The organism is Paraburkholderia sp. Cpub6, from assembly GCF_014201065.1.
GTDB lineage: Bacteria > Pseudomonadota > Gammaproteobacteria > Burkholderiales > Burkholderiaceae > Paraburkholderia > Paraburkholderia tuberum.
Genome location: NZ_JACHDM010000008.1, coordinates 217,382 through 231,213, shown reverse-complemented (window position 1 = coordinate 231,213; position 13,832 = coordinate 217,382). Strand labels below are relative to the sequence as shown.

Here is a 13,832-nt window from a genome sequence, read left to right as displayed (position 1 = left end):
GCACGGCGCGCGCGACAGCCTCACCCATTTGGGCAGCGGGTTGACGCGCGCACAGCGGAACACGCGCGCAAAACCTCACGCGACGCCAGGCAGCAAGCCGCGCCTCGCGTCATCAACAACAGGAGCCACCGTCATGCTCGAATTGCGACCAACCTGCGAAGGCTGCGGCAAGTCACTTCCGCCGAATGCGCCCGACGCAATGATCTGCACCTACGAATGCACGTTCTGCGAGGTCTGCGCGCTGACGAGGCTGCGCAACGTGTGTCCGAATTGCGGCGGCAATTTCGCGCATCGGCCGATTCGCACCCGCGCGCAACTCGCCAAACATCCGGCGCGTGCCGATGCGCATCCTGTCGGCATCGATGAAGCATCGCATGCTCGCTTTTTCGAACGCTATCGCGACGTGCCGATCGGCGAGCGCTGAACTGCGGTGTGGCAAAGCGGCAAATCACTCGTCGCCGCTCACCTCTCCATCCACGTTCGCCGCTCCGCTCGCCACATGCGCGGCGACCCGCAGCAGGCGGATCTGTTTGCGATAGTTCCGGCACCCGCTGCAGGTCGGCAGATGCAGGCGGATCGCGAGCCATTCGCCAGTCGACAGGGAGCGGTCGAGCGCATCGGATAGCAGCCGCGTGATGTCCTTACATTTCCCCATTCGCATCCTCGCTGGATAGGCCTTTTTCGCTCAGGCACGTGCGCAGCCGCAGCCGCGCGCGATAGATCAGCACGCTGCAATGATTCGCGTTGATCTGCAGTTCGGCGCAGATCGCCGCGATGCCGAGGTCGAGAAACTCCCGCATCATGAACACGCGTCCAATGTGCTCGGGCAAATGCTCGAGGCACATCTCGAACAGCGTCCAGAATTGCTGCTGGCGCAATGCAGTTTCGGGTGTCGGCCACGGACGCGGTTTGGTCTCGCGCGACCAGTGGCCGTTGTCCTTGAAGAGCTCGCGATCAAGCAGCGCCTCGCCGTCGAGTTCGGCTTCGAGCGCCGACAGATTGACCGTGCGCTGGCGCGCGCGCAGCGTGTCGACGAGCTTATGGCGCAGGATGCCGAACACCCAGGTCTTGTGCTCCGACTGCGCGGCGAAACGCGTGGCCTGAGTCCACGCGGCGGTCAGCGCTTCCTGCACGGCGTCCTCGGCGGCCGCGGCATCGCGCAATTGCAGACGGGCGAAGCGCACGAGGTCACGCCGCAATTGCGCGAGATAAATGGGATCGTCCAGCGAGGGAGCGCCTGGCTGCGTCACGGCATGCTCCGTCGCTGCGCTGTCGGCCGCGCGCTGCGCTGAGCGTGTCGTCCTGAAACGTCGTGATTCATGAGCAGATGGTCGTCCTCGCACGGTTTGCGGATGCGTGCGCCATTCTCCCTCACGTTCCTGCCCTAGCGAATCGGTATTGAACATATGCCCCTTGGCAATCGATGCTCGAGGAGCTTCGTCGCGCGGCGCGGCCGCTTATGACAACGGAAATTAATTGTTGCAAGAAATGATATTTCGAGCCTGCGCGCGACAAGGGTGCTGGTTCGCCACGCCGACCGATCAACGCGTCGCGGTCGACCACCAATTCAACCCAACCACCCAATAGCGATTATTTCAATTTATAAAATAATGTCTTCTCATCTTCGCTGTTTGTGGACGCGGGCCCGCTCGCTATTCTTCACGCCATCGATCGCATCAGATCGCGCAACCCACACACAAACGAGGACGCACACCATGAAACGAATTTTCTCCGCCCTGATCGCTTCGGCCGCGCTGTTCGCAGCGGCTTCGGGTGTCGCTCACGCCGACGCTCCGGCTTCGACCTGCAACGGCCCGGCGTCGTACTGCAACGTATTTTTTGGCAACTGATCGGCACGTCGAAATACGCAGCAAGGAAGCATGAGAAAAGGGCGCCGGCAACGGCGCCCTTTCGTATTCCAGTATTCAGCATTCGGCCTGCATGGGGATACGGCGGCGTCAAGCGGCCCCTTCTAGCCACGGCCGACGGACAACCCGCGAGTCCTAGCGGCTCGGCGCCTTCCCTCCGCCATCGAGTCCGGCGCCCGTGCGCCACACCTGTTTGCCTCGTTCCGACAACTCGCCGCAGCTATGCGTGGCATCGGCTTCGACGCCGTCGACGGCCATCTCGCCGCCCGCCGGCTCCTGCGCGCGCTGCCGCGCTTTCTTGCGCGCGGCGACCGCTTCGTCGTGGGATTTTCCTGCATAGTCGAGACTCATGATCCGGTCCTCCAGAATGTCGATGGTGTCCATTTGCCTCAGATCGCCCTGGCCCGAAGGCATGCTTGATTGGCAAGGCAAAAGTTCCACTTATCCACAAGGTTATTCAGCGAATCTGTGGATAACTTTTCGAGCCGCGAGGTTATCCACCGACCGGTGCCGCAAGAATCCTTCCCGATCCGCTATGACCTGGCCAAATCCGCCAGGGCCTGGGCGTTTCGCGCGGCTTTTGCCTATGATGGACAGTTCGTACTCTCTGCGCGTCGAGCGCCTTACCTGAGGAAGCGAACATGGCCTATCACATTGCAGTGGTCGTCGGCAGCCTGCGGCGAGATTCGTTCAATCGTCAGCTGGCTCAGGCGGTGATTTCCCTCGCTCCAGCCGATTTCACCTTCGAATACATCGATATCGGCTCCTTGCCGCTGTACTCCCAGGACTACGACGCCGACTATCCCGAAGCCGGCAAGAAGCTCAAGGAGCGCGTGCAAGCCGCGGACGGTCTGCTGTTCGTGACGCCCGAATACAACCGCTCGATACCGGGCGTGCTGAAAAACGCGCTCGACTGGGGCTCGCGGCCGTGGGGCACCAACTCGTGGGCCAACAAGCCCGGCGCGGTGATCGGCACCTCGGTCGGTGCGACCGGTAGCGCGCTCGCTCAGCAGCATCTGCGCAACGTGCTCGCCTATCTCGACGTCGCGGCGATGGGGCAGCCCGAGGTGTTCATCAAGCACGATCCAGCGGTGATCAACGAAAAAGGCGAGATCGTCAACGACGGCACGCGCAAGTTCCTGCAGACGTTCATGGACCGCTACGTCACGTGGATCAAGCGGCACGGGGCGGTGTAGCCGAGCCTCAGCGCCGCTGACCGCGTCCTGACCATCCGCCGAAGCAACGCGAACACAGCGCGCGCCGCGTAAGGCGGCCGCGCTCGTGTCGCCAGGCGCATCGCCTACGCGTGGTGATGGCCGGTCACCCGCTCCCAGCCGTGACGCACCGCGAGCTTGAAGCGCTCCCACGTGCTGTCCGGCGACGTGGTTTCCCAATGGCGGCGTGCTTCGGGCTCGATCTCATCCCACGGACGATTGCGGAATCGCGCGTCGCGAGCGATCTCCGCGCCGTAGCGATAGGCCGGCACATAGTCTTCATAGCGCGCATTCGCGGCGGCGTACTGCTCGTCGTAGTGCGCGCGGAAATCTTCTTCGTACTCCAGATACTCGTTCGGCATCTGCGCGCCGGGACCGGTGCCCGGCTGCCCGCCTTCGGGGACGATGTCGGACGGCTGCATCACCGCGCCCGAACCAGGTACCGAGCCGGCCGCGATCGCGCTGCGTCCCGCATCGCCGGCGAGCGGATCGACGATGGGTTCGTTGACCGGATCGCTCATCGGCCGTTCGCTGATCGGCGGCGGCGCGAACGGCTTGGCGGCGGCGCCGATGTCCGCCGGCGGCATGGCGGTCAGCGGATCAGGGCGCGGAGTGGCGGGAGGGGGCATGGTGTCGGGTGCGGTCGTACCGGTCGCCGAAGTGGCGCCCGTCGCGCCGGCGATTCCGGTCGATTCGGTCATGGCCGCCGCACCCGCTGCGCCGCTGCTCGAACTCACGCCCGCCGCCCCCGGTGTCGCAGTGGTGTCGCGCATCCCGGGCGTCGCAACCGCCTCGGTCGTTACGCTCGACGTGCGCGGCGTTCCCGGCATCACCGCGCCGATGCCCAGCTCATCGAGTATCGAGTGGTCGCGGTCGGTGGCGGCCGGCGTGTCCGCCTCGGGCGGGCGGTCGCCGATATCCGTGGCGCCGAGCCGCACGAGCGTATTGCGCGCCAGCTCCGCATGCGACTCGCTTGCCGCGTGGACGCACACGAGCACCGCGCCGCGCCGCATCGCCTCGGCATATCGCGCAGTGTCCGATGAGCGCGGCCCGGTCGAGAACAGGCTGGCGAGAAAGCGCTCGATATTCGCGAGCACGCCCGCGTTGGCGACTTCGCTGGTGGCCGAGCCAACCGAAGGTTCGGCGTTCGCCTGCAACTCGATCTTCTCGCGCGCAAAGCCGGTTTGCACGAGCGTGTCGCGGGCGGTTTCGGCCTGCATGTAAGTGTCGAATAAACCAATCACGGTATGTTGCATGGTTGTCTCCCAACATGCTCTGCTGGAACGGGCGACGCTCGCGGCGTCGTCCCCTTGCCGTCTGAAGGCAAGCAACCTTCATGCCCCGCACCGCCGCGCGGCGCCGCCGCGTCCCATGCCCAGCCGCGCTGCCCGGCGTGCTACGCATGACGCGGGCTCACGATGAAAAAAGCGCGGCGTGTAAGCGCCGCGCTTTTTACAAGGCCCGGTAAATGACGCCGGCATGACGTGGACATCAGGTATCGGCCGGATGCGTGGCGGCATCGTTGCTCGTTTGCACGGCGTCGTGCTGGATCGTTTCGAGCAGTTGCTCCAGCAGTCCGATATCGAACGGCTTGGACAGCACGCGCACGTTCGCGTGCCGCGCGCGATCGAGCTCTTCCGCGTAGCCGGTGACGAGGATGACAGGCAGCTGTGGGTCGAACCTGAGCACCGCTTCGGCCAGATCGATGCCGTTCATCTTGCCGGGCATGTGGATGTCCGACAGCACCAGATCGAACGGCAGCGGCTCGCCGGTGCTCGCGCGCTGCGCGCGGGCGTCGTCGAGTACACGCAGCGCCGTGTCGGCGTTGAACACGCAGGTGACCTGATGACCCATCATCTGCAGCAGCGCCTCGGTGCCGGCGGCGACTTCTTCGTCGTCCTCGACGAGCAGCACGCGCAGACCCTGTGGCACGCCGCTTTCGGTCGCTAGCGCTTCTGCAGGCCCGGTCGTGTGCGGCTCGGTCGACGCGCGCGGCAGATAGAGCCGCACCGAGGTGCCCGCGCCGATCGCGCTGTCGATTGCCGCGAGCCCGCCCGAGCCCTCGCAGAACGCGAAGACCTGCGGCAACCCGAGTCCCGTGCCCATGCCTTTGGGCTTGGTCGTGAAAAGCGGCTCGAACGCGCGCGCGAGCACGTCGGGCGCCATACCGGCGCCGGTGTCCTCGAGCGACAGTTGCACGAACTCGCCGGTCAGCGGAAAGCCGTCCTCGTGACGGAACACGACATTGCTCGCGCGCACCGTCAAGCGCCCGCCGTTGGCCATCGCATCGCGCGCATTGACGGCGACGTTGATCAGCGCGAGCTCGAGCTCGGCGACGTCGACGCGCACCGGCCAGGTATCGACGCCGCTATCGATCACGAGCGACACCTTCGCGCCGAGCGACGCGCGCAGCAGTTCGCGGCACGACGGCAGCCAGCGTTCGAGCGACAGCGTCTCGGTGCGCAGCGGCTGCTTGCGCGCGACGCCGAGCAGCTGCCGCGTCAGCGACTGACCGCTCTTCAGCGCGCGCTCCATCGCCGACAGTTCGCGCTCCAGTCCGCCGACGCCGCGCCGTCGCACGATCTGCACGTTGGCCGACAGGATCATCAGCAGGTTGTTGAAGTCGTGCGCGACGCTGCCGACCAGCGTGCCGAGCGCTTCCATCTTGCGCGACTGGCGGTACGCAGATTCGATCGAGCGGCGCATCGATGCCTCGGCCTGCCAACGCTGCCACGCTTCCTCTTCGGCGCCGAGGCGGCGCAGCGACAGCCAGATCACGCACCACAGCGCGATCGACGGCGTGAACATCGACAGGACCAGCACGCTCAGGTGCTTGTACCAGGCGGCCCAGATCGCCGACGTGCGATAGCCGCACAGCACGTAGACCGGATACGAGCCGACGTGCCGGAAGGCGACGATCAGGTTGCCGCCGGCGAAGCTCGAGCGCATCCGCACGACGCCGGAGCGCTGCCCCTGCCTGACCGCTTCGGCGAACGGCGAATCGGACGCGAGCGCGGTCGGCTCGCGTGGGCCGCGCGGGTAATGCGCGAGCACCGCGCCGTCGGTGCGCACGAGGCTCATGATGATCGGCGTAGCGTCGCTGCTGCCGAGCAACTCGCGATAGAACGCGTCGAAATAGCTGGGCCGCAGCGCGATCGACACGACGCCCGCGAACGAGCCATTGGGCGCCTGGCGCTCGACGCCCATGTTGAACACCTGCTCGCCGCTCACATGTCCCGTCATCACTTTCGACACGCGTTCGAGCACGTTGCCGTCGCGGATGCCGACGAAATCGTCGCGCTGGCCGATCGAATTTTCCGGCGACGGATACAGGCGGCTGCTCACGAGCAGCGCGCCCTGCTGGCCGAAGATCGACACCGAGGCTACCTGCGGATAGCCGCCGCCCATCGTGCGCAACTTGTCGTGAATCGTGTGTTCGCGCGCGCGAATGCCGTCGTCGTCGAGGCCGTCGGTCAGATCGACGATGCGCGAGTTCAGCGTCTCGTTCATGTCGAACACCTTCAACGCGTGTTCTTCGGCGACCCGCACCGTGCGCAGCGCCAGATCGGTGGCGTCGGCCTCGCGCGAGCGCAGATCGGCGAATGCCATCGCCGCGACGTAGACGAACGGCAGCACGATCGCCGCGACCAGCAGCGCGATCAGCGTGATGCGACGCACCTGGAAATTCTGTTCCGGCACGGCCGGAAACGACGCGTCGTCCTGCTCGCGGGCAGGACGACGCGAAAGACGGCCCGCGCGCGCGGAGTCGACCCGGTCTGATGTCATTGTCGTTGACGCGAAAAGTCGTTCGGATGTGGCAGCCCCGTATCGGGCCGTTGCCGGCACCATGCCGCCTTCAGAACAAGCATAGACGCAGCACGGAAAACTTTGCCGCAAAGCGTGGGGGATGGGCGTCCGCCGTGCCGGCCGTTCTTTAAGAGCGGCTTTAAAACAGCGACGAATCGGGAAGCGCAAACGTACACAAAAGGATAAAGATAAAAAAATGTCCGCCTCGACGATAGATCTATTTCTGAAATTCGCCTAGCAGAGAAACAGATCGTTACCGTCAGCGATTCTGGCGAGTTGCTTTTGCGCGATTTTACTTCGACAATCCTCGTCACGATAAAAGGGCCGTTGCCACCTCTGTGCGCCGGATCGTCAAGGTTCGCCAAACGCGTCCTGCTGCATTCGCACCCCCTCTCGCCAAAGGCAATTGCAATTCGACAGGCGCCACTGTACCTGGTCGTGCATCGGTCGGCATCACGCGAAGGTGTGCCACCCTCCGCTGTCGTGACGAACGAAATACGCACACAACCAGGCGCGCAAAGCGCGCAGATGAACCAGCCGATTCCTTTATCCGACCCGCCCAAACCGCCCGACCCGCCGTTGCCATGCTCCCCATTGTGATCGCCGACGATTCGCTGCTCGCCCGCAAGTTGCTCACGAAGGCACTGCCGCCCGACTGGGCAGTCGACGTGTCCTACGCGACGAACGGGCACGAGGCGCTCACGCTATATCGCGAGGGCAAGGCATCGGTGATGTTCCTCGACCTGACGATGCCGGACATGACCGGCTACCAGGTCCTCGAAGCGTTGCAGCACGAGGACCTCAACACCTTCGTGATCGTCGTTTCCGCCGACGTGCAGCCGCTCGCCCAGCAGCGCGTGCGCGAGCTCGGCGCGATCGCGTTCATCGCCAAGCCGGTGACGCCGGAGGCGGTCCTGCCCATCCTCAAGGAGTACGGCTTGTATGTCTGAGCCCGCCTTCACCGAAGACCAGCGCGACGCGCTACAGGAAATCGCCAATCTCGCGATGGGCCGGGCCGCGACGCGGCTCGCGGGCCTGCTCGATTCGTTCATCGAGCTGTCGGTGCCGCGCGTGCGGATGGTCGCGGTGAGCGACGCGGCGCGCACGCTGCGCGAGATGACCCATATCGACGACACGGTCAGCGCGGTGCGCCAGGGCTTTCGCTCGGACATCAAGGGCGAGGTGCTGGTGATCTGTCGCAGCGACAGCATCGCGCAGCTGTGTTCGCTCGTCCGCGACCCGTACGCGCGTTCGAGCTACGAGGAGGTCGGCGAGCGCGAACTGATGCTCGACGTCGCGAATCTGCTGTCCGGCGCGTGCGTGTCGTCGATACTCGACCAGCTCGGCCGCACGCCGGTGTTTTCCGCGCCGGGCATGCTCGGCGACACGCTGACGCTCGACGAAGTGTTCCAGCCCGGCGTGCTGCAATGGCAGGTGGCGCTGCTCGTCGAAGTGAATTTCGCGCTCGAACATCAGAGTTTTCGCGCGCATCTGGTGATGCTGATGGCCGAAGAATCAATCCGTCACATGAACGAAGCGCTCGATGCGCTGCTGTCCAGTATATGAACGTCTCCGTGGAATCGTTGAGCGACCTCGTGGTCGAGCGGGTCGGTTTTGGCATCTTCGTGCTCGACCGTGAACTGAACGTGCTGATGTGGAATCGCTTCATGCAGGACCATAGCGGCCTGTCGGCGGAGCAGGTGGTCGGCCAATCGATCTACCAGAACTTTCCGGAGCTGCCGCGCGTGTGGCTGTCGCGCAAGATCGAGAGCGTGTTTCAGCTCGGCAGCTTTGCGTTCAGCTCGTGGGAGCAGCGCCCGTATCTGTTCAAGTTCGATCACGACCGGCCGATCACCGGTGGGGTCGACTTCATGCAGCAGGACTGCACGTTCATGCCGCTGATGCGCGGTCGTGAAGTGGTGGCCGTGTGTGTGACGATCTCCGACGTGACGCATGTGAGCATCGTGCAGCGCGAACGCGAGGAGGCAGTTGCGAAGCTGCAGGAGTACGCGAATCGCGACGGACTGACCGGCATCGCGAACCGGCGCTTTTTCGAAACGCGGCTGCGCGACGAGTTCACGCGCTGGCAGCGCTACGGCGGCGAGATGTCGATGTTGCTGTTCGACCTCGATCACTTCAAGAAGATCAACGACCAGTTCGGTCATGGCGTCGGCGATACGGTGCTGCGTGTGATGGCGCAGCGCGTCGCCGGCGTGGTGCGCGCACAGGACACGTTCGGGCGCTTCGGCGGCGAAGAGTTCGCGCTGCTGCTGCCGTGCACGCCGCTCGACGACGCGATGCTGGTGGCGGAGAAGATCCGTCGCGTGATCGAGGAAACGCCGGTGGAGCTGATCGGCACCAGCGTGCCGGTCACGGCGAGCCTCGGCGGCGCGACGGCGCGCGCCGGCGTGCCCGCCTACGACGTGCTGATCAACGAGGCCGACGCGGCGCTCTATAGCGCAAAGCGTCAGGGCCGCAACTGCGCGGTCGCGTTCCGGCTCGCGGGAGCCTGATTCGCTAGCGGGGGCGGCGCGGTCGAGGCCGCCGCGCCCGGCGGCCTTCCTTCCCGTCCCCCTATTGACCGGCGAAACTGCGGTCACCGGCAAAGATTGCTATACTTTTCGCCGTTTCCGGCCGCCCAGCCGGATGTTTCGCGCGTGTCCGCGCGCGCGGGCCCACTGCCCTGCGGGTCGGCATAAAAACCTCTTTGAACGCCTTTCAGCGGGCGCCTCCAGCGGAGATCGTCTTGGCTGTTTCCAATCTTGTCGTGGACGATACTGAAATCGACGCCGCTGCTGCCACGTCCGGCAGCTCGTTTTATCTTGCGATGCGCATCTTGCCGGCGGCGCAGCGCGATGCGATGTACCAGGTCTACGCCTTCTGCCGCGCCGTCGACGACATCGCCGACAGCGACCTGCCGCGCGCCGAGCGCGCGGCCGGGCTCGAGCAATGGCGCGCCGAGATCGACGCTTGCTACGCCGGCCAGCCGCGCGCGTCGCTGCGCGCGCTGACGCGGCACATTCACACGTTTCATCTGCAACGCGAGGATTTTCACGCAATGATCGACGGCATGGCGATGGATGCCGCCGCCGACATCTGCGCGCCCGACGACGCCACGCTCGACCTCTATTGCGACCGCGTCGCAAGCGCGGCCGGCCGTCTGTCGGTGAGGATATTCGGGATGCGTGACGAGCCGGGCCGGCTGCTCGCGCACCATCTCGGCCGCGCGCTGCAGCTCACCAACATCCTGCGCGATATCGACGAAGACGCCGTCATCAACCGCTGCTATCTACCGCGCGAGCTGCTCGCGCGCGAAGGCATCGCGGCCACGGACCCGCGGCAGATCGCTGACGATCCGACGCTGCCGCGCGTCTGCGCGACGCTCGCCGAGCGCGCGAAGGAGCACTTCGCCGAGTCCGACGCGATCATGGATCGCGAGCCGCGCGCTCAGGTGCGCGCGCCGCGCATCATGTCGGGCGTCTATCGCGTGCTGCTCGAGCGCGCGCTGGAGCGCGGCTTCGACGTTCCGCGCACGAAGGTCCGCAAGCCGAAGCTGCGCCTGCTGTGGATCGTCGCGCGTTACGCGCTTTTCTGAGCTGATGCCGAAGCTCGTCCACGTGGTCGGCGCAGGCGTGGCCGGGCTCGCCGCCGCCGTGCAACTGCAGCGGCGCGGCGCGCGGGTCGTGCTGCACGAAGCGCAGGATCACGCGGGCGGCCGCTGCCGTTCGTACTACGACGCGAAGCTTGGTGCGACGCTCGACAGCGGCAATCACATCGTGTTGTCGGCCAATGCCGCGACGCTCAACTACGTGCGCGCGATCGGCGCCGCCGACGAACTGGTCGGCCCCGCGCAGCCCGAGTATCCGTTCGTCGATCTGGCCACGCGTTCGCGCTGGAGCGTGCGTCTGTCGCCGGGGAGTTTGCCGTGGTGGATTTTCGATGCGCACGCGCGCGTGCCGAACACGGGCCCGACCGATTACCTGTCGCTCGTGCCGCTGCTGTTTGCGAAACCGGGCCGCAGCGTCGCGCAGACGATGCGCTGTCACGGTCCGCTGTGGGAACGGTTGCTGCGGCCGCTGCTGCATGTGCTGCTGAATCTGGAGCCGCGCGACGCGTCGGCCGAACTGACCGGCGCGCTCGTGCGCGAAACGCTGCTCGCGGGCGGGCTCGCGTGCCGGCCGCTGGTCGCGCGTAATGGTCTTGGCAGCGCGTTCGTCGATCCGGCGCTGCGTCTGCTGCAACATGGCGGCGCGACGATCCGGCTCGGTTCGCGTCTGTGCGACATCACGTTCGCGGCCGACCCGGCCCGTGTGCAGGCGCTGCATTTCGACGATGAGAGCATCGCGCTCGGCGCGAACGAGGCAGTGATTCTCGCGCTGCCGCCCGAAGCCGCGGTGGCTCTCGTGCCGGGCCTGCGCGCGCCGACGCGTTTCGCGGCCGCGCTTAACGTGCATTTCGCGGTCGAGCCGCCGTTCGGCCTGCCGCAGATCACCGCGCTGCTGAACGGAACGGCCGAATGGTTGTTTGCGTTCGACGACCGCCTGTCGGTGACGCTCAACGGCGCCGAGCGGCTCGTCGACACGCCGCATGACGTGCTGGCAGCGACCGTCTGGGCCGAGGTCGCGCAGGCGGTCAATCTGCCGGTCGCGCCGCTGCCGCGCTGGCAGGTGGTGATGGAATCGCGCGCGACGTTTGCCGCGCTGCCCGCGCAGGAGACATTGCGGGCGGGCACGCGCACTCGCTGGAACAATTTGCTGCTCGCGGGCGACTGGACGGCCACCGGCCTGCCCGCGATGCTCGAAGGCGCGATCCGCTCCGGCCAGAAGGCCGCGGATACGCTGCTGAATCAACCGATGGAACGCAGATGAACGACTTATCTCACACCCAGCCGCTCGACGCGGCGCTGCCCGAAGCCGCCGATGCGGCGCCGGACCTGGCCGAAGCTGCCGTGGTTGCCAACGCGCCCGCCGTGGCGGACGCATTGGCAACCGCAACGCCGGCGCCCGTGCAGGGCGCGAGCCCGCTCGACGCATCGATCACGCGCGCGACCGATGCTATCCTGGCCGCGCAGCAGCCGGACGGCCATTGGGTCTACGAACTCGAAGCCGACGCGACGATTCCGGCCGAATACGTGTTGCTGGTCCACTATCTCGGCGAAACGCCGAACCTCGAACTCGAACAGAAGATCGCCCGTTATCTGCGCCGCATCCAGTTGCCGAACGGCGGCTGGCCGCTCTTCACCGACGGCGCGCTCGACATCAGCGCGAGCGTGAAGGCGTACTTCGCGCTGAAAATGATCGGCGACCCGGTCGATGCCGAGCACATGGTGCGCGCGCGCGACGCGATCCTCGCGCACGGCGGCGCGGAACACGTGAACGTGTTCACGCGAATCCTGCTCGCCCTCTTTGGCGTGGTGTCGTGGCGCGCGGTGCCGATGATGCCGGTCGAGATCATGCTGCTGCCGGTGTGGTTCCCGTTCCATCTGTCGAAGGTGTCGTACTGGGCGCGCACGGTGATCGTGCCGCTGCTGGTGCTCAACGCGAAGCGGCCGCTCGCGCGTAATCCGCGCAAGGTGCGCATCGACGAGCTGTTCCGCGGCGCGCCGGTGAACACCGGCATGAACCAGCGCGCACCGCATCAGCACGCGGGCTGGTTCGGCCTGTTCCGTTGTGTCGATTCGGTGCTGCGCGCGGTCGATGGCCTGTTGCCGAAGGCGACCCGCGAGCGCGCGATCCGCGCGGCGCTCGCGTTCGTGGACGAACGGCTGAACGGCGAGGACGGCCTCGGCGCGATTTTCCCGGCGATGGCCAACTTGGTGATGATGTACGACGTGCTAGGCTATCCGGCCGATCATCCGCATCGCGCGATCGCTCGCAAATCTCTCGACAAGCTGCTCGTCATCAAGGACGACGAAGCCTATTGCCAGCCGTGTCTGTCGCCGGTGTGGGATACGTCGCTCGCCGCGCACGCTTTGCTCGAAACCGGCGAAGCGCGCGCCGAACAGGCGGCCGAACGCGGGCTCGCGTGGCTGCGTCCGCTGCAGATTCTCGACGTGCGCGGCGACTGGATTTCGCGCCGCCCCAACGTGCGGCCGGGCGGCTGGGCGTTCCAGTACAACAACGCACATTTCCCGGATGTCGACGATACCGCGGTGGTCGCGATGGCGATGCACCGCTCGGCGGCGCTCACGCAATCCGATGTCGATCGCGAAGCAATTGCCCGCGCGCGCGAATGGGTGGTCGGCATGCAAAGCAGCGACGGCGGCTGGGGCGCGTTCGAACCGGAAAACACGCAGTACTACCTGAACAACATTCCGTTCTCGGACCACGGCGCGCTGCTCGATCCGCCGACCGCGGACGTATCGGGCCGCTGTCTGTCGATGTTCGCGCAGATCGGCGAGCTGCCGCAAAGCAGCGAGCCGGCGCGGCGCGCGTTCGCCTACATGCTGCAGGAGCAGGAGTCGGACGGCAGCTGGTACGGCCGCTGGGGCCTGAACTACATCTACGGCACATGGACCGCGCTGTGCTCGCTGAACGCGGCCGGCATGCCACACGACGACCCGCGCATGCGGCGCGCGGTGCAATGGCTCGTGTCGATCCAGAACGACGACGGCGGTTGGGGCGAGGGCGGCGAGAGCTACAAGCTCGACTATCGCGGCTACGAGCGTGCGCCGAGCACCGCGTCGCAGACAGCGTGGGCGCTGCTCGGGCTGATGGCGGCGGGGGAGGTCGATCACGAGGCGGTGGCGCGCGGTATCGACTATCTGCAGCGTGAGCAGCGCGAGCATGGGCTGTGGGACGAAACCCGGTTTACCGCGACCGGCTTTCCGCGCGTGTTTTATCTGCGCTACCACGGCTATCGCAAGTTCTTCCCGCTGTGGGCGCTCGCGCGCTTCCGTCATCTGAAGCGCAATGGGCTCACGCGCGTCACGGTCGGGATGTGA

The 13,832-nt window shown here is 66.0% G+C and carries 14 protein-coding genes; 9 read left to right on the top strand and 5 right to left on the bottom strand.

What is annotated here, in order from left to right; translation table 11 throughout:
• Positions 1–133: 133 nt before the first annotated feature.
• A complete protein-coding gene (locus tag HDG33_RS17055; RefSeq protein WP_184031051.1) occupies positions 134–424 on the top strand; it encodes a DUF1272 domain-containing protein in 291 nt (96 codons plus the stop codon).
• 24 nt (positions 425–448) lie between these two features.
• Here the strand turns inward: HDG33_RS17055 and HDG33_RS17050 are convergent, their stop codons facing one another.
• Together HDG33_RS17050 and HDG33_RS17045 are read right to left on the bottom strand one after the other, a co-directional pair.
• Positions 449–661, bottom strand: a complete 213-nt coding sequence (locus HDG33_RS17050) for a zf-HC2 domain-containing protein (protein ID WP_176078834.1) — start codon at positions 659–661, stop codon at positions 449–451.
• On the bottom strand, positions 642–1,250 hold the full coding sequence (locus tag HDG33_RS17045) for an RNA polymerase factor sigma-70 (RefSeq protein WP_184031048.1): 609 nt from the start codon (positions 1,248–1,250) through the stop codon (positions 642–644). Before HDG33_RS17045 ends, HDG33_RS17050 begins: the two co-directional genes overlap by 20 nt.
• A 465-nt stretch (positions 1,251–1,715) precedes the next feature.
• Between HDG33_RS17045 and HDG33_RS37340 the strand changes: the two genes are divergently transcribed.
• Entirely contained in the window at positions 1,716–1,850 is a 135-nt protein-coding gene (locus HDG33_RS37340; RefSeq protein ID WP_018424013.1) for a hypothetical protein, read from the top strand.
• A gap of 153 nt (positions 1,851–2,003) precedes the next feature.
• On the opposite strand, the gene HDG33_RS17040 is transcribed toward HDG33_RS37340, so the two are convergent.
• Entirely contained in the window at positions 2,004–2,219 is a 216-nt protein-coding gene (locus HDG33_RS17040) for a hypothetical protein (RefSeq protein WP_026226445.1), read from the bottom strand.
• A 290-nt stretch (positions 2,220–2,509) separates the two neighbouring features.
• Here HDG33_RS17040 and HDG33_RS17035 point away from each other — a divergent pair, with 290 nt between their 5' ends.
• Positions 2,510–3,064, top strand: a complete 555-nt coding sequence (locus tag HDG33_RS17035) for an NADPH-dependent FMN reductase (RefSeq protein WP_184031046.1) — start codon at positions 2,510–2,512, stop codon at positions 3,062–3,064.
• 104 nt (positions 3,065–3,168) lie between these two features.
• Here HDG33_RS17035 and HDG33_RS17030 read toward each other — a convergent pair whose 3' ends face one another.
• Positions 3,169–4,338, bottom strand: a complete 1,170-nt coding sequence (locus HDG33_RS17030) for a hypothetical protein (protein ID WP_184031042.1) — start codon at positions 4,336–4,338, stop codon at positions 3,169–3,171.
• Between the two features lie 235 nt (positions 4,339–4,573).
• Entirely contained in the window at positions 4,574–6,868 is a 2,295-nt protein-coding gene (locus tag HDG33_RS17025; RefSeq protein ID WP_184031039.1) for a hybrid sensor histidine kinase/response regulator, read from the bottom strand.
• A gap of 605 nt (positions 6,869–7,473) precedes the next feature.
• On the opposite strand from HDG33_RS17025, the gene HDG33_RS17020 reads away from it, so the two are divergent.
• From HDG33_RS17020 to shc, 6 genes are all read left to right on the top strand, one after another.
• Positions 7,474–7,839, top strand: coding sequence for a response regulator (locus tag HDG33_RS17020; protein ID WP_090808122.1), 366 nt, complete (start codon positions 7,474–7,476; stop codon positions 7,837–7,839).
• Positions 7,832–8,455, top strand: coding sequence for a chemotaxis protein CheC (locus tag HDG33_RS17015; RefSeq protein WP_184031036.1), 624 nt, complete (start codon positions 7,832–7,834; stop codon positions 8,453–8,455). Before HDG33_RS17020 ends, HDG33_RS17015 begins: the two co-directional genes overlap by 8 nt.
• The gene (locus tag HDG33_RS17010) at positions 8,452–9,402 is read left to right on the top strand and encodes a diguanylate cyclase (protein WP_184031016.1); all 951 of its coding nucleotides are present in this window, start codon (positions 8,452–8,454) and stop codon (positions 9,400–9,402) included. Before HDG33_RS17015 ends, HDG33_RS17010 begins: the two co-directional genes overlap by 4 nt.
• Positions 9,403–9,635: 233 nt before the next feature.
• The gene (gene hpnD, locus HDG33_RS17005; protein ID WP_184031000.1) at positions 9,636–10,484 is read left to right on the top strand and encodes a presqualene diphosphate synthase HpnD; all 849 of its coding nucleotides are present in this window, start codon (positions 9,636–9,638) and stop codon (positions 10,482–10,484) included.
• A 4-nt stretch (positions 10,485–10,488) separates the two neighbouring features.
• Positions 10,489–11,757: a hydroxysqualene dehydroxylase HpnE gene (gene hpnE, locus HDG33_RS17000; RefSeq protein WP_184030973.1), complete on the top strand. Its 1,269-nt coding sequence runs from the start codon at positions 10,489–10,491 to the stop codon at positions 11,755–11,757.
• Positions 11,754–13,832 carry a squalene--hopene cyclase gene (gene shc / locus HDG33_RS16995; RefSeq protein WP_184030954.1) on the top strand — a complete coding sequence of 693 codons (2,079 nt, stop codon included), beginning with the start codon at positions 11,754–11,756 and terminating at the stop codon, positions 13,830–13,832. The genes hpnE and shc overlap by 4 nt, the downstream gene beginning before the upstream one ends.